Source organism: Pseudoalteromonas sp. ABE4_541 (genome assembly GCF_056312285.1).
Genome location: NZ_JBSVEM010000001.1, coordinates 481,557 through 497,573 on the forward strand (window position 1 = coordinate 481,557; position 16,017 = coordinate 497,573).

General features: G+C 43.0%; 18 protein-coding genes. 8 read left to right on the forward strand and 10 right to left on the reverse strand.

What is annotated here, in order from left to right:
• Positions 1-133: 133 nt before the first annotated feature.
• Entirely contained in the window at positions 134-1,558 is a 1,425-nt protein-coding gene (locus ACW689_RS02280; RefSeq protein ID WP_476288163.1) for a sodium-dependent transporter, read from the forward strand.
• A gap of 121 nt (positions 1,559-1,679) precedes the next feature.
• Here the strand turns inward: ACW689_RS02280 and ACW689_RS02285 are convergent, their stop codons facing one another.
• Both ACW689_RS02285 and ACW689_RS02290 read right to left on the reverse strand, forming a co-directional pair.
• Positions 1,680-2,321 (reverse strand): lysostaphin resistance A-like protein, encoded by a 642-nt coding sequence (locus ACW689_RS02285; RefSeq protein ID WP_476288314.1) that lies wholly within the window; start codon positions 2,319-2,321, stop codon positions 1,680-1,682.
• Between the two features lie 78 nt (positions 2,322-2,399).
• The gene (locus ACW689_RS02290) at positions 2,400-2,987 is read right to left on the reverse strand and encodes an inner membrane-spanning protein YciB (protein ID WP_476288165.1); all 588 of its coding nucleotides are present in this window, start codon (positions 2,985-2,987) and stop codon (positions 2,400-2,402) included.
• Positions 2,988-3,142: 155 nt separating this feature from the next.
• Here ACW689_RS02290 and ACW689_RS02295 point away from each other — a divergent pair, with 155 nt between their 5' ends.
• On the forward strand, positions 3,143-3,418 hold the full coding sequence (locus ACW689_RS02295; protein WP_476288167.1) for an HU family DNA-binding protein: 276 nt from the start codon (positions 3,143-3,145) through the stop codon (positions 3,416-3,418).
• A 4-nt stretch (positions 3,419-3,422) separates the two neighbouring features.
• Here the strand turns inward: ACW689_RS02295 and trpA are convergent, their stop codons facing one another.
• The 6 genes from trpA to ACW689_RS02325 are packed head-to-tail and all read right to left on the reverse strand — an operon-like array spanning position 3,423 to position 9,957.
• Positions 3,423-4,229: a tryptophan synthase subunit alpha gene (gene trpA / locus ACW689_RS02300; RefSeq protein WP_476288169.1), complete on the reverse strand. Its 807-nt coding sequence runs from the start codon at positions 4,227-4,229 to the stop codon at positions 3,423-3,425.
• Positions 4,229-5,413, reverse strand: a complete 1,185-nt coding sequence (trpB, locus tag ACW689_RS02305) for a tryptophan synthase subunit beta (RefSeq protein WP_476288171.1) — start codon at positions 5,411-5,413, stop codon at positions 4,229-4,231. Before trpB ends, trpA begins: the two co-directional genes overlap by 1 nt.
• A 7-nt stretch (positions 5,414-5,420) precedes the next feature.
• On the reverse strand, positions 5,421-6,788 hold the full coding sequence (gene trpCF / locus ACW689_RS02310) for a bifunctional indole-3-glycerol-phosphate synthase TrpC/phosphoribosylanthranilate isomerase TrpF (protein WP_476288173.1): 1,368 nt from the start codon (positions 6,786-6,788) through the stop codon (positions 5,421-5,423).
• Positions 6,781-7,788, reverse strand: a complete 1,008-nt coding sequence (gene trpD / locus ACW689_RS02315; RefSeq protein ID WP_476288175.1) for an anthranilate phosphoribosyltransferase — start codon at positions 7,786-7,788, stop codon at positions 6,781-6,783. The genes trpCF and trpD overlap by 8 nt, the downstream gene beginning before the upstream one ends.
• A gap of 8 nt (positions 7,789-7,796) precedes the next feature.
• Positions 7,797-8,387: an aminodeoxychorismate/anthranilate synthase component II gene (locus tag ACW689_RS02320; protein WP_476288177.1), complete on the reverse strand. Its 591-nt coding sequence runs from the start codon at positions 8,385-8,387 to the stop codon at positions 7,797-7,799.
• A complete protein-coding gene (locus ACW689_RS02325; RefSeq protein WP_476288179.1) occupies positions 8,377-9,957 on the reverse strand; it encodes an anthranilate synthase component 1 in 1,581 nt (526 codons plus the stop codon). Before ACW689_RS02325 ends, ACW689_RS02320 begins: the two co-directional genes overlap by 11 nt.
• 447 nt (positions 9,958-10,404) lie before the next feature.
• Between ACW689_RS02325 and rnm the strand changes: the two genes are divergently transcribed.
• From rnm to rluB, 5 genes are read left to right on the forward strand one after another with little or no spacing between them, the layout of a single operon-like run.
• Positions 10,405-11,253 (forward strand): RNase RNM, encoded by an 849-nt coding sequence (gene rnm, locus ACW689_RS02330; RefSeq protein ID WP_476288181.1) that lies wholly within the window; start codon positions 10,405-10,407, stop codon positions 11,251-11,253.
• Between the two features lies 1 nt (position 11,254).
• Entirely contained in the window at positions 11,255-11,878 is a 624-nt protein-coding gene (locus tag ACW689_RS02335) for an L-threonylcarbamoyladenylate synthase (RefSeq protein WP_476288183.1), read from the forward strand.
• Positions 11,879-11,884: 6 nt separating this feature from the next.
• Positions 11,885-12,688 (forward strand): segregation and condensation protein A, encoded by an 804-nt coding sequence (locus ACW689_RS02340; RefSeq protein WP_476288185.1) that lies wholly within the window; start codon positions 11,885-11,887, stop codon positions 12,686-12,688.
• A gap of 49 nt (positions 12,689-12,737) precedes the next feature.
• Positions 12,738-13,325, forward strand: a complete 588-nt coding sequence (gene scpB / locus ACW689_RS02345; RefSeq protein ID WP_476288187.1) for an SMC-Scp complex subunit ScpB — start codon at positions 12,738-12,740, stop codon at positions 13,323-13,325.
• Positions 13,325-14,188, forward strand: coding sequence for a 23S rRNA pseudouridine(2605) synthase RluB (gene rluB, locus ACW689_RS02350; RefSeq protein ID WP_476288189.1), 864 nt, complete (start codon positions 13,325-13,327; stop codon positions 14,186-14,188). Before scpB ends, rluB begins: the two co-directional genes overlap by 1 nt.
• Positions 14,189-14,212: 24 nt before the next feature.
• Here rluB and ACW689_RS02355 read toward each other — a convergent pair whose 3' ends face one another.
• Positions 14,213-15,067, reverse strand: a complete 855-nt coding sequence (locus ACW689_RS02355) for a hypothetical protein (RefSeq protein WP_476288190.1) — start codon at positions 15,065-15,067, stop codon at positions 14,213-14,215.
• Positions 15,068-15,226: 159 nt separating this feature from the next.
• On the opposite strand from ACW689_RS02355, the gene ACW689_RS02360 reads away from it, so the two are divergent.
• On the forward strand, positions 15,227-15,622 hold the full coding sequence (locus ACW689_RS02360; RefSeq protein WP_476288192.1) for a tellurite resistance TerB family protein: 396 nt from the start codon (positions 15,227-15,229) through the stop codon (positions 15,620-15,622).
• A 19-nt stretch (positions 15,623-15,641) separates the two neighbouring features.
• Here ACW689_RS02360 and ACW689_RS02365 read toward each other — a convergent pair whose 3' ends face one another.
• Positions 15,642-15,962, reverse strand: a complete 321-nt coding sequence (locus tag ACW689_RS02365) for a cupin domain-containing protein (RefSeq protein ID WP_476288194.1) — start codon at positions 15,960-15,962, stop codon at positions 15,642-15,644.
• Positions 15,963-16,017 lie beyond the last annotated feature (55 nt).

Consider the following 16,017-nt stretch of genomic DNA (forward strand, 5'->3'; position numbering starts at 1 on the left):
AGACTTCTTTAATAAGCCTTGTAAATGCTTTGGCGATTTTGTTGGGCCATTGGTCTTTAACACTTGAAAATCGCCCGCTAAGGCTGGTAGAGTCGCTCGGATATTCAGAAAAAATAATAATAAGGTTTTCCACATGAGTGCAAATCGCGAGCATTTTAGCTCTCGACTAGGTTTTATACTAGCAGCAGCAGGGTCTGCGGTTGGTATTGGTAACTTGGTTGGCTTTCCTGTGTCTGCAACCAAAAATGGTGGTGGCGCTTTCTTACTAGTTTACGCATTGTTTGTGGCATTTATTTGTTTACCAGTGATGATGGCTGAAATGGCGATGGGTCGAAAGGCGCAAAAAGACCCCTATGGTGCATACAAGGCGTTATCAGGTGGTGACAAGCGTTGGTCTATTGCAGGCGGATTGGCCGTGCTTACGCCATTTATGATTGCTGTATTCTACATGGTTATTACTGTATGGATTTTTGGCTATCTGGCACAAACGGCGATGGGTAATTTGGATGCTTTGGCTAACCCTAGTCATTTTGGTGAGTTCATTAATCAAACTTCAGTATTTTGGTACATGCTTGTTGTGGGTGTGATAGTCAATTTGATTTTAGTCGGTGGGGTAAAAGAAGGCATTGAAAAGGCTGCTAAATTGTTGATGCCAGCGCTTTTTGTGTTACTCATTGGCTTAGTAGCTTATGTACTGACATTAGACAACGCGATGGCTGGTGTACGCTATTATATCGTGCCAGACTTTTCTAAAATGGATGCCAGCGTGTTAAACGGCGCTCTATCTCAAGCTTTCTTTTCGTTGTCCCTAGGTATGGGTATTTTGATGACCTATGCGTCTTATATTTCGAAAAAAGATGACATCGTCGGTGGCGCAAAAATGGTTGCTGTTACAGACTCATTGGTTGCATTTATCGCTGGTTTAATGGTGTTGCCTGCTATTTTTAGCTTCAATCCTGCGACCAATACTGATGAGCTTTCTGACTCATCCGTGTCGATGATTTTTGAGTTTTTACCTAAGATTTTACTGGCACTACAAGAGGATATTGGTTATTTCGGCGCTTCAGCAGTGGCGTTTATCTTTTTCTTGTTGGTATTTTTTGCAGCTATTACCTCATTAGTTTCAATTGTTGAGGTGCCGACTTCAGCACTGATTGAAGAGAAAAACGTGAGTCGTAAAACGGCATTGCTTATTTTGGCGGGGTCGACGGGTATTTTGACGGTTTTAAGCACCATGTCGTTTGGGATGGTGGATTGGTTGACCCAATTCGTCAGCTACGGTGGTTCGAACAAGAGCTTGTTTGATTTGGTTTATGATGTATTTTACGACACGATATTACCATTTAATGGATTAATGGTGTGTTTGTTTGTGATCTATCGCTGGAAAAGAGCTAACTTATCTGCAGAGCTTGCACAGGGCTGTGAAGGTTACAAAGGCAGCTTTGGCGAGAAATATGTTAACTTTTCATTGTCGACGTTTATTCCTGTTGTATTGCTACTGATTTTTGCAAACACAGTTGCAACAAAGTTCTTTGCGGTAAGCTTGTTTGGTTTTTAAGCCGTAATAGTATTGAGCAATATGAGAGCCGGGCTATATGCCCGGTTTTTTGTTAGAAGTGGTTAGTCAAAAGCTTTTAATACCAGAAGTAGGCTATGATCATAGAAAATATCAACTTGCCCTAAAACGTAATGCCCGAATCTAAATAGTGGCCTAGGCCCAGTGTAAACATCCACAACCCCCATAAACTATGCTCTAACACACAGACCATCAATGAACGACTCCGAGCGTAGGTATATGAAAAAAGCAATCCACCTGCAAACGACAGCGCAATTGCGATCCAATTGTCATACACACAATGAGCGAGTGCAAAGACCGTGGCGCTCAGTAAAATGCGTGTTGTTTTACTGGGTAAAATACGTTTGTATCGATGGAAGAAATAACTCCTAAATATCAGTTCCTGCGGTAATACCGATAAAATAGGGTATGCAATGAGCAAGTAGATCCACTGTGTGGTTGAGTTTAAGGGAAGGTCAAACCAATTTTCTTGATTGATTAAGCCATAGAGCATCGCAGAGAACAGTGCCCCAGCAAAAAAGGTGGTAAACAGGCGGCGTTTAATGGTAGAAAAATGACCAAGGCTGGTTAATCTAAAACGCTTAAAATGAGGATCATTGAGTAATAGGAAAAAGCAAATTATAGTGAGGGTGATGAGCGCTGGGAATAGCCAATTAGCCAAGTGATTACGAAATAAATATGCCAGCGTAGGTAAGCAAAAAAAGATAAGAAACAGTTCACACCAGCGGTATTGACTTGCGTTCAAGGACATTCTCGCTTTAGCTAAGTTTAAAAAAACTATAGCAGTAAAAATGTCCTTAAAAGTGATTTTTTATTTAAAAGATCAGCTCTCAGTTTCCTCTGGCAAATACTTATAAATACGCATAATAGTGACCAGTATGGCAACAAAGGTAATACCCATAAGTCCGAACACCTTAAAATTCACCCAAGTGTCTAGAGAGAAGTTGTACGCGACGTATAGATTCAGCGCTGAAATAAATGCCAGCAAAATCATCCACATTACATTTAACTGTTCACAAATGGAGTGAGGGATGTTGATTTCAGGAGCGGACTGTCCTGCTTTTTCTTTTTCTGCCACTGATTGGAGCAATCCCAGCAACGCTTTTTCAACCAAGTTTTTTTTGAAGATGTAACGAGACACGAGCAGTGCAGCAGATAAAAGGGCATAAATAACCGTTGCTTTCCACATTATGAAGTTTTCATCTTGGAACAGGATAGTCATACCGCCGAGTACCAATGCGATGGCAAAAAATACCCAGTGTCGCGTTGCTACGTTGCCGCTAGAAAAATAATGATAGGCCAGCTGCGCCATAGAGCCAACGATTAGTACGCCGGTTGCCCAATAGATGTCAACAAACTTATAAGTAAGAAAAAACAGAATTAACGGAAGGTATTCAAGCAATGCGGCCATATAAGGTCACCTATTTAATTATCTTGGGTTTGGTTTTACCAAGTTCCTTGCGTAAGTTCAAGATTGACTTTTACCGCTTAACTCCTTAGCCTCTGCGGCTTTTACAATTTGCGCTGCAAATTGCTGCATAATCGAACAAGTAAAAATAGGTAGTCATGAATAAATCGCAATTAGTTTCAGCTATGTCATCAACGAGCGAATTGACAAAAAAAGACACGCAAGCCGCATTAAAGAGTATTTTGTCTACGATTCAAAAACGCTTGTCTGAAGGTGATCAAGTGCCAATTTCAGGGTTAGGCACATTTGCGCTAAGCTACCATCCTGCGAAGGCGGGACGTAACCCAAGAACAGGCGAAGCGATTACTATTGAGGGATGCAACAAAGTGCAATTTAAAGCAGCTAAAGCGCTCAAAGACGCTTTAGCTGATTAATTGTTTAGCGGTGTGTTGCCGCCTTCATGTCACTGACGAACGCTTTGAGTTCACTCAGCATCCGTTGTGGCTCAGATAGGTTTTGCTCGATAATTTTAACGACGGCAGAGCCTGAAATTGCACCAGCAGCACCGGCATCGAGCGCCGCTTTAACGTGTTGTGGTGTAGAAATGCCAAAACCAAGTAGTGCTGGTGCAGCGTGATATTCTTTTAACTTAGTGATCATGGAATCCGCAGGCATTTGTGCGGTTGTCTCTGTACCCGTAACCCCTGCGCGTGATAGCAAGTAGGTGTAGCCTCTGCCATAGCTTGCACACTCGCGTAGTGTGTCATCATCTGCATTGGGCGTGGCGATGAAAATGGGCTCGATACCTGCGTTCATTGCCGCGCGACGGAACAATTTTGACTCGTTTAACGGCACGTCGGCAACCAAAATTGAATCGATACCAGCTTCTTTGGCATCGCGGTAAAACTGCTCAATGCCTCTTGCAAAAATGAGATTAGAGTACAGCAATAGGCCGATTGGGATGTTGGCATTGTACTCGCGCACTTGCTTAATTATATCGAAGCAATCTTGAGTATTAATTTCTTGCTCTAATGCACGAATATTAGCAGCTTGGATCACAGGGCCATCGGCAATGGGATCTGAAAATGGAATACCGAGCTCCAGCGCATCTGCACCACCATCGATTAAGCTTTTTATAATATCAACACTCAGTGCTTTATTAGGATCGCCAATGGTGACAAATGGTACAAATGCACCTTGGTTATTTTCTGCTAGTGTGCTGAATGTGTTTGAATAACGGCTCATTAAAGCTCTCCTCGCTCGTTAAGTACTTGGTGCACATGTGCTAAGTCTTTATCGCCACGGCCACTTAAATTGACCACAAGTATGGTGTTGTCAGTCTGTTGCTCTGCGTATTTTAATGCGTATGCCAATGCGTGGCTTGACTCAAGAGCAGGGATAATCCCTTCATTTTTTGCCAGAGCTTGAAATGCTTCGAGCGCTTCAGTGTCAGTTACCGCAACGTATTGTGCTCGTCCTGTTTCATGTAAAAATGCGTGCTGTGGGCCAACTGCTGGGTAATCAAGACCTGCCGAAACTGAATATGACTCTTCAATTTGACCATCTTTGTTTTGCATTATATATGTATACGCACCATGTAAAATACCTTTTGAGCCTTTGCACAGCGCCGCGCCATGCTCTTCAGTATCTAGGCCTTTACCCGCAGGCTCAACGCCAATCAGTTTAACAGATGGCTCGTCAATAAAATCACTAAACATGCCTATGGCATTGGAACCACCACCGACACAAGCAATAACCGCGTCAGGCAAGCGACCTTCTGTTTCTAACACCTGTTGTTTGGCCTCTTCACCAATCATTTTTTGGAATTCGCGCACGACCGTTGGGAATGGGTGCGGACCCGCAGCGGTACCCAGCAGATAATGTGCTGTTTTGTAATTAGCTGACCAGTCGCGCAGTGCTTCGTTAACGGCATCTTTTAATGTGCCTGAGCCTGCTGTGACAGGGATCACTTCAGCACCCATTAAACGCATTCTAAAAACATTCGGTTGCTGGCGTTCTACATCCTTTGCCCCCATGTAAACACGGCATTTTAAACCCAATAACGCACAGGCTAGCGCAGTGGCAACACCATGCTGGCCCGCACCGGTTTCTGCAATCACTTCGTTTTTACCCATGCGTTTGGTGAGCAGCGCTTGGCCAAGTACTTGATTGGTTTTGTGTGCACCACCGTGTAATAAGTCTTCACGCTTTAGGTAGAGTTTAACCTTTGGGTTTTTTACTAAGTTACGCGTTAGAGTGAGTGGCGTAGGGCGACCTGCATATTCGTTAAGAAGTTCATGAAACTCTTTTTGAAACTCAGGGTCTTGCTGTGCCTTGTTAAACTCGACTTCTAACTGTTTTAGTGCGGGTACCAGTAACTCTGGGACAAACATGCCACCAAAATCACCAAAATAAGCTGCGTTGTTCATTTCCACCTCAATAATTTCTGATATTTGTAAAAGCACGTTGTATTTTTTTCTCGCACTTTATACCGGGGCTGAGCTCAACCCCTGAATTTAAATCCAGCCCTTGCGCGCCAAATTGTGCTGCTTCGTGCACGTTATCTGGGTTTAGGCCGCCTGCAAGTATAAAATGACCAGCAACTTGCTCATGTAGTAAATGCCAATTAAACTTTTCGCCCGTACCGCCAAAGCCGTTTTGGGTTTGTGTGTCATACAAGTGTTTATCAACGTCTTTCATCGGTGAAGGTATGACATCACGTACACCTTGCGCTTTCCAAATTTGGCAAGTCACAGGGAGTTGTGCTCTTAATTGCGTTACGTAGTCTTGGTCTTCTTGGCCGTGTAATTGGACTGCACTCAGTTTGAGCGCTTGTGCGTATTCAACAACTAGATCAATTTGTTCATTGACGAATACGCCTACATAATTCAGTGGTGCGCTTTCGACTAAGCTTTTCGCGCTGTTTAAATCAATATGACGGGGCGACTTTGGATAAAATATCAGCCCGCCGTATAAAGCGCCGGCTTTATATGCTGCTTGCGCATCTTGGCTACGGGTTAAACCACAGACTTTATTCTCTCCTAAAATGAGCTTTCTACACGCGCCGTCTAAATCAGCTTCAGCCATAAGTGAGCTGCCGACTAAAAAGCCATTACAAAGCGGTGAGAGTCGTTTAACATCTCGGTGGGTATAAATGCCGGATTCTGAGATAACTACTTTGTCTTTGGGGATTAATTTTCGAAGCGTTTCTGTGGTTGCTAGATCGGTGCTTAAATCTCGCAAGTTACGGTTATTAATGCCGATGATTTGCGCGTTTAATGCCAGTGCACGAGCTACTTCTTCTTCATTACTAACTTCGGTTAAAACAGCCATATTAAGCGTTTGTGCAACACCTGCCAGTGTTTGATATTGTTCGTCATCAAGCACTGACAGCATCAGTAAAATGGCATCGCCACCGTGCAATCGCGCTAGGTAGACTTGATATTCATCAATAAAAAAATCTTTACAGATCAGTGGTTGTTCCACTTTCTGACGCACATAGCTTAAATACTCATAGCTACCTTGAAAGTATTTTTCATCAGTCAGAACACTGATGCAGGTTGCATAGTGTTTATAAACTTGTGTTATCTCATCCAAGTCAAAGCGTGCTCTTATTAAGCCTTTTGAAGGGGATGCTTTTTTACATTCTAAAATAAACTGCGTGCCTGATTGTGCGAGAGCCGCAAAAAAGTCTCGTTCAGATGGTGTAACTTTGTCTCTAAATTGTGCTAGAGGTTTGTCTGCTTTGCGTTTGACAAGCTCTTCGCGTTTATCTGCAACTATTTTTTCTAGTACGTTAGCCACGGTTACTCGCCTCCACAATTTGCTTTAATTTATCGGCAGCTTTACCACTGGCGAGTACATCAAGCACTGTATGTGTGGCTGATTTAAAGTTGTCAGCCTTTTCTTCCATCACGAGCAGAGCGGCAACGTTGGCTGCAATAGCGGCATTGTGTGCAGGCAGGCCACGACCATGCAAAATGTCTAAACTTGCTTTAGCGTTGTACTGTGGCGTATCCCCAGCAATTTGTTCAAGCGAATAGTTTTCAAGACCAAAATCTTGAGGTGTAAGAACGTAATGTGTTAATGCGCCCTTGTTCAATTCGGTCACTTGAGTTTCACCGTGTAGTGCGATTTCATCGGTGCCAGCGCCATGAACGACCATTGCACGTTCCGTACCTAGTTTTTCAAGTGTTTTCGCCATGGGCTGGCATAAGCTAGGATCATAGACGCCCAATAACTGTGTTTGCGGTGCTGCAGGGTTTGCTAGAGGGCCAAGTATATTAAAAATGGTTCTTGTTTTGAGCGTTGTACGCACGGGCATAGCATGCTTAGTACCCGAATGGTAATTTGGCGCAAACAAGAACGTAAACCCAGTTTGGCGCAAGCACTCACTTGCCACCTTGGCATCCATATTTAAATTAATGTTGAGTGCTTTAAGTAAATCTGCTGAGCCCGATTTGCTCGACACACTTCGGTTACCGTGTTTTACCACATTTAAATCACATGCAGCTGCTACAATGGCTGCCGTGGTGCTCACATTAATGGTGTTTGCGCCATCACCACCTGTGCCACAGCTGTCAACGCAACGCAAACCATGGTTGTTAAACGTCTTTGCGTTAACGCGCATTGCTTTTGCTGCACCTGCGATTTCTTCGGCTGTTTCACCTTTTATTTTTAACGCGATGAGTGCTGCGGTGAGTTCAATATCTGAAAGCTCTCCGCGCATAACTTGGTTGAATAGCATTTCGCTTTGTTCAAAGTTAAGAGATTGTTTATTGAGTAGGGTATTTAAACTGTCCATGTGTGCTCCTAGCGAGTTAAATAAGCGATGCTTTGCTGTAAAATGCGAGCACCATCAGGGGTTAGTATCGACTCAGGATGAAACTGGTACCCGAGTACTTTATCTTCACTGTGATAAATCGCCATGGGAATATTTTCATATTGGGCAATTACTTGTAATGAGTCAGGCACCGAGGTTGCCATCAACGAATGGTAACGAGCAACCCCAAAGCGTCTACCAAGGCCATCAAAAACAGGGTGGGGCTGTGCGTCAATAATAGAAGATTTACCGTGTACGGTTTCTCCTGCATGACCGATAGTGCCACCATAGCTTTGTGTTAGCGCTTGTTGGCCAAGGCAAATACCTAGCATCGGAAATTTACCTTTGCACAGTTCGATTAGCTCTAACAAGCAGCCAGCTTGAGCAGGGCTACCGGGGCCTGGTGAAAGTACCAATATGACAGGTTGTTGCTCTTGGTTCATTTTCTCGAAAATACGTTGTGCACTTAGATGGTTTCGATATACCACCAGATCAAGGCCTAGTAATGTCAGTTCATCAACCAAGTTATAGCTAAAAGAATCATAGTTATCTAAAAAGTAGACTTTGGCGTTAGTTTGCATTGCCGCCTCCTTGATAAGTAGACTGAACAGCCTTGATCACAGCTTGTGCTTTGGCACGCGTTTCATCCGCTTCTGATTGTGGGATTGAGTCGTATACAACACCAGCACCCGCTTGCACGTAGGCGGTTTGGTTTTGAACGAAAGCCGAACGGATCACAATGCAGGTATCCATAGCGCCATCGCCAGTTAAATAGCCTACCGCACCCCCATAACTGCCACGGCGCTGCTTTTCTGTTTGACGGATCAATTGGGCTGCTTTGACTTTGGGGGCGCCAACTAAGGTACCCATGTTCATACAAGCTTGATAGGCATGCAATGCATCCAAGTCAGGCTTAAGCTGACCAACAACGCGAGACACCAAGTGCATCACTTGTGAATAGCGGTCAACCTTAAGCAGCTCTTTGGCGTGGCGAGTGCCTGCAACACTAATGCGGGCAATGTCATTACGTGCTAGGTCAACGAGCATAAGGTGTTCGGCGCGCTCTTTTTGGTCATTTCTCAATTCCAGCTCAATGCGGCTGTCTAAATCTGGGTTGATACGACCGTCAGCAAATTTACCACGAGGGCGGGTCCCCGCGATAGGGTAAACTTCGACCTGTTCATTCTCAACTGAATACTTAAGCGCTGACTCTGGAGATGCGCCGAATAACACAAAATCTTGGTCATTCATGTAAAACATGTAAGGACTCGGGTTTTGCGCTTTGAGTTGCTGATATGCTGATAATGGTTGTGCACATGGTAATGAAAAGGTGCGAGAAGGCACAACTTGGAAAATGTCACCATCCACGATGTTGTTTTTCAACTGACTCACTTGTGCACAAAACTGCTCATCCGAGATATTAACCTCAACAGGTGCACTGCCAGTGTTGGGTGTTGCTAAGTATGGCCGTACGGTATTGCACCGTTTGTTGAGCTCTTCCAGTTGTTTACCAACTTCAAAGCAGTTTGCATGTACGTCTGGGCCATTGAATACATTACCAATTAATTCGGTAGTTTGTGCTTGATGATCGATAAGTACGAGCGTTTCAGCAAGGTAAAATACGTAATCAGGACATGTGTTGTTGCCATTTGGCACATTTTCTAAAAGTTCGAAGTTGGCCACCATATCATAGGCAAATACACCGCCCAAGAATACCGATAGTGGTGTGTCGGAATTTCGTTGAATGCTGTTAATGCATGTACGTAGCGCACTAAATGCATTGTCTGCTTTGAGTTTGCTGAACTCATCGAGCTCTTCGTCAAGCGGTTGGTAAGTCAGCGTCAATGTATTGCCACTCAGTGATGTTTCACAGTTTTGCACTTGATGCTGTAAATAAGGTAATAGCTGCTGACCATTATTAGACTGCGCCTTTACCAATACTTGCTTACCTTGGCATTCAATACGCAGTGCGGCATCGACGAGAATAATACTTTTAACATTGTCCTTGGAGTCGATTTCTGCAGACTCAAGTAGCAATGAATTTTTCTTATCCAGTGCCGCATAAAGAGAAAGTGGGCTTGCGATGTAATCCCGTCTTTGTCTTATGCTGGTCACCTCACCCGGTGTGGTTGTTATGTGACTAAATATCAAAACCTCATTCCCCTAATAATAAAAAACCCCACTAGCTTGTTAGGCTTAGCGGGGTTGATAAATGCATACAACAATGCCGTCCCGCTAAGCTAGGCACCACCACCAAGAAAAAGTTGTTGTTGCATTATTGTTTAACATTTTAAATTTCCTAAATTCAGATACAAAAAAACCCGCTATGTTTAGCGGGTTTAGAATTTCGTATAGACACAACGAATCACCCGCAATTACGAGTGCCACCACCAAATGTTGTTTTTTAACATAGTTGTTTTCATTGGTTTATCCGTTTAGATGTCTTTAGTGGGTACAGTAAACCCCATATTTTCATGCGCTGTCAACCCTAAATTTAAGAAAACGTAAATAAAAATAAAAAAATAGTCAAAGTTCGTAACTCCAACTGATGATATACTTGTACGCTAATACAAAGCGATGATTTTAATACGAGATAATTTGATTAAATACGATTTACATAGCCACACCACTTTTTCTGATGGTCGTTTAAGCGTGTCGGAACTCTTAGAGCGCGCAACAGAAAAAGGCGTAGACGTATTGGCTATCACTGACCATGACACTATCAATGCAATCAAACCTGCCAGAGATTTTATAAAAGAAAATAACCTAGATTTGGAGTTGGTTTCTGGCGTAGAAATTTCGACTAAATGGCATAGTTTTGAAATCCATATAGTGGGTTTGGGGTTGGATACTGATAACGTGCAACTCAATGTGTTGTTGTCTGAGCAACAAGCCAAACGCCAAGCGCGGGCAGAAGAGATCGGTCGACGTCTTGCTAAAAATGGCCATGAGGGTATATACGAACAAGCTAAGTCCTTGGCAAAAGATGCTGAAATTACCCGGGCACATTTTGCGGCCGCTTTGGTCGAGCGCGGCGTCGCGAACAATATCCAAGGTGTGTTTAAAAAGTATTTGGGGCGCAATAAAACGGGTTATGTACCAAGCAGTTGGTGCGATATGACAACTGCTATTGCAGCCATCAAAGGGGCGGGGGGAGTCAGCGTGCTGGCGCATCCTGCCCGTTATCAAATGTCTAACAAGTGGTTGCGTAAGCTCATCAGTGAGTTTAGCAAATGTGGTGGTCAGGCGATGGAGGTTGCACAACCACAACAGGCACCGTCAGAGCGTCAATTTTTAGGTCAGCTAAGTCAAGAATTTAACTTGCTGGCAAGCCAAGGGTCCGATTTTCATTATCCAATGCCTTGGTTAGACTTGGGCAAAAACCTATACTTACCAAAAGATTGCCAAGGGGTTTGGCAACACTGGCAAGCAAGCGAGGAATGTTAGCATGAGCCAATTTTTTCATATCCACCCAGACAACCCGCAGGCAAGATTAATTAAGCAAGCCGTTGAAATCATTCAGCAAGGTGGAGTTGTTGTTTACCCAACTGATTCTGGCTATGCAATTGGCTGTAATTTAGGGAACAAACAAGCGAAAGAGCGCATTGAGCGCATCCGTGGTATTGAAAAACACCATAATTTTACGTTGATGTGTAGAGATTTATCAGAGTTGGCTACCTATGCTCGAGTAGACAATCAAATGTTTCGCTTGATTAAAAACAATACGCCGGGGCCTTATACCTTTATTTTTAAAGGTACTAAAGAAGTGCCTAAACGTTTGTTGAACGAGAAGAAAAAAACCATTGGAATTCGCGTAACCGAGCATCCTATTACTACAGCGCTGCTTGCGGAATTGGGCGAGCCCATGATGTCATGTTCGTTGATATTACCGGGTGAGCAGTATACAGAATCAGATCCTGACGAAATTCGTTTGCGCTTGGAAAAACAAGTCGACTTAATCATTCACGGTGGCTATTTGATTGAGCAAGCCACAACGGTAGTTGATTTATCTGAAGACGATGATGTTCAGGTGTTACGCGTAGGTTGTGGTGATACAGCACCTTTTGAGTAATAACTAATGAACCAAGTGCCACAGCAACAAAAATTACCTTTGGCGTTTTTAAATGGTGAAGCAGTTGTTGAGAAACCAGAAGATCTTTATATTCCACCAGATGCACTTGAGGTTATTTTAGAAACTTTTGAAGGACCGCTTGATTTACTCTTGTATCTTATAAAACGGCATAAATTGGACATACTGCAACTGCCCATTTTGAGCATCACTGAGCAGTATGTTGCCTACGTTGAACTGATGAAAGACCTGCAGTTAGAGCTTGCGGGTGAGTATCTGGTGATGGCGGCACTGCTAGCGCAGATAAAATCGCGTATGTTGTTGCCAGTGCACGAAGAATTGGAAGAAGAAGAAGATCCCAGAGCAGAGTTAGTTCGCCGTTTACAAGAGTATGAACAATTTAAAAAAGCGGCTGAAAATTTAGATGAAATCCCCCGTGTAGATCGAGATACCTACATTGCACACGCACTGATGGATGACTCAGCCGAACCAGAAGTGAACTTTCCAGATATCGCGCTCAAGGAACTTGTTTTGGCATTAGGTGACGTAATGGCAAGAGCTAAGACGTTTGAACATCACCAAGTGAGCGCTGAAGCCTTATCAACGCGAGAGCGAATGAGTCAAATTTTACTGTATCTGTCTGAACATGAAGGGCCTTGTGAATTTAGCGCGTTGTTTACACTCAAAGAAGGGCGAAGCGGCGTGGTTGTTACCTTTATTGCAATGCTTGAACTGGTAAAAGAACAACTTATAACTTGTCTGCAGGTACAGCCGAACAGCCAAATTTATTTGAGTTTACAGCTACAAGAGTGAGTTAACCTCTGTCATAATAGAGGTTTGGGTGTAAACAAGTGGTAGATGTATGACAACGCGTCGGATTAGTGATGAACAACTTGTTGAACTAATTGAAGCAGCTATTTTTGTTGCTGATAAGCCGTTGTCAAAAAAGCGCTTAAAAGAAACAGTACTGAGTGATATCAGTATTTCGAATGTTCGAATAGACAAAGCCATTAACAGCATTAGTGAACATTACCAAACGAGAGGCATTCGTTTAGTTGAAGTGGCGACTGGGTTTCGTTTTCAAGCTTGCTCAAGCCTTAGTCCTTGGTTGAGTGCTTTATGGCAGGAAAAAGCGCCAAAATATTCACGAGCGACCTTAGAAACGCTGGCGTTGATCGCTTATCGTCAGCCGATCACCCGTGGTGAAATAGAACAAGTCCGTGGAGTTACGGTAAGCTCTAACATAATCAAAAGCTTACAAGAACGTGAATGGATTAAAGTGGTAGGTCATAAAGAGGTGCCTGGTAAACCTGCATTGTACGCCACAACCAAACAATTTTTAGATTATTTTTCTTTATCTGGTCTGAACATGTTACCTAAACTGCCTGAGCAGCATCATGTGAAAATAGATCAGATGTTGAACGATCCTTCTGTGAGAGAACCATCTTAATGAGTGAAAAGTTACAAAAAGTATTGGCCCGAGCTGGTGTGGGTTCACGCCGCGAAATGGAAAAATACATAGAATCAAACCGTGTGAGCGTAGACGGTAAAGTGGCCAAACTGGGCGACCGCGTAGAAGAAAATGCGGTGATCCGAGTAGACGGACATGTAGTTAAAATTGAGCAAAAAGAAGACAGAGTTTGCCGTGTGATTATGTATCACAAACCTGAAGGTGAGCTGTGCACTCGTAAAGATCCTGAAGGCCGCAGAACGGTGTTTGACCGTTTACCTCGTTTGGATGGTGATCGTTGGATTGCGATAGGCCGACTAGATATTAACACTTCTGGTTTATTGTTGTTTACCAATGATGGTGAGTTAGCAAATCGTTTAATGCACCCCAAGTATGAAGTCGAGCGTGAGTACTCTGCGCGTGTGTTTGGTGAAGTAACCAACGAAACGTTACGTAACTTAACCAAAGGTGTTGAGCTAGACGACGGTCCTGCTAAATTCCTCAAGATTAAGCCTCTTGGTGGAGAGGGGATCAACAAGTGGTTTAATGTGACTTTAACAGAAGGCCGTAACCGTGAGGTACGCCGTTTATGGCAATCACAAGATGTTGAAGTTTCACGCCTTATTCGTATTCGATATGGCAAGCTGGAGTTAAACAAGCGCCTACCACAGGGCGGTTGGGAAGAACTAGCATTAGAAGAAGTTAACTATCTACGTAAGTCAGTTCAACTACGCAATGAAACAGAAACTAAACTGTCAGTTATGCCTGAAAAGCGCAAAGATAAGCGTAAGAGGGTAAATCAAATCCGCAAAGCGGTGAAGAAGCATAATCAAAGAATGCAAAAGCCAAAGAAACGTGGGTAGTTAAGGTTTGTCAGTAAAGCCAGCTTATTGCTGGCTTTTTAGTTCTCGCCAGTCGTTAATGACATCATTAAAAAAACCACATTGTTGGTATGAGCGCCTTATAAACCCTTCTTCTCTGAGCCTTTTTAATCCTGTCTGAAGCGCTTCAAAAACGGTTTTTCCCATAGGATGTGCACGAGACACAGCAAAATGGCGACTGTCTTGTAGAGCAACCTTAATGCCGTCAATCGCTGCTATTCGGTAGCCCTCGCCACTGTATTCGAAGGGTTGCGTGTTGTTGAATGAAACGAGCATGCCATCAACCCAACCACGGCTGACCATTTTAGCCATGATCACCCAGTCCGATTCATCAATTAAGTTTTTAGGCTTGAGAGAATTCAGAGTTTGCCAATCTGTATGCCATGCTTTACTAGAAATCATGGACAATTGAGATAAGTCTCGATTAATTTTGGCTTTAAGGACTTCCATATTTTCTGGTTTAGTATAAATGCCAGCATAGTATTCGCCTTTTCGAATAATCGGAGCGGAAATATAGAGTTTGTCACGATATTGATTGGCTTGATCTAGCCATATTGTATCAAAGCTGACTAACAACAAACCATCAACCAACAATTTGATATTTCTTGCATCATAATTGCCAACGTCAAATTCAAATTTTAATGATAAACCGCCGAGCGTTAGCGCCTTTTGTAAAATAACATACTCTACAATATCTCTTTGGCAAAGTGGGTGTTTGAAGTTATCGATGGTATGAACGGTTTGTCCTTTGAGTATAGTTTGCGCGTAGTCGTAAATATCTTTTTCTATCGTGACGGTGATCCGCTCCGTAGCGATGGCATTGAATTGTATTGCAAAAAATAGGCTGATAAGAGGGCGCATAACGGCCTTTGATCATATGAGTAACTTCACTTATTGTAGTGTATGCGAGCATGATGAGAGTTTTTAATGTGACTTTTTCATAGTTGTCTAATATTGTATTGATGTTCGGTGGTCATGAAGTGACATGTACATCGATTGTTAACTTCAAGGAGAAACGGAATGATGAAATTTGAACAACTACTTAACCACTTTGATAGTGGCATTTGTGTAGAGCAGTTGCAAAAAGAGTCACTTTTAGATTTAGCATTATTATTTGTGGCAGTTGATGGTCGTATTTGTGACGCTGAATTAGCGGTTGTGAAGCAATGGGCAAGCAAGATTAATTGGAACTCTGCTGTAAGCCTTGAAAATTATATTGCTGATATGTCAGGAAAATGTGTTCATGCAGTGCAAACGTCAGATGTTGAAGCATTTATTCAACACCGCATGAAATACATCGTTGACAAGCCAATGAGAGAGTTAGCACTTAAGCTGGCGCAAAAAGTGGCGGCTGCCGATGGCACAATTGATAGCAAAGAACAATCGGCCATGGACTTTCTAGAAGAGCAGGTTTAGCGGCTGAGTGTAAATTTACTCAGTCTTTGTAAAATACCGCAAGCCAAAGTGTCGTTTCGTTGGCTGCGGTTCGACTTACTCTATGCTTGGTATGTGCCGGGATATTAATATAATCACCTCGCTTAAGAGTGTGTTTTACGCCACCTTCAAATTCGATAGTGCCTTCGCCTTCTAGTACCGTTACCCATTCATGTTCAGTTTGGTTATACCAAAATGAGTCAGGCGATCTTTGTCCGTACGATGTGATACGTTCAATACGAATATGCTTATTTTTTATAATGTCTTCGAAATGCTCTACCGATTTATCAGTGGGTAAGTTAGAAAATAGGTTTTGTGTCATAACAAGTTGACCTTTTGAACTGCAGAATTAACTTCTTAGCATGTTATTGTTCAAA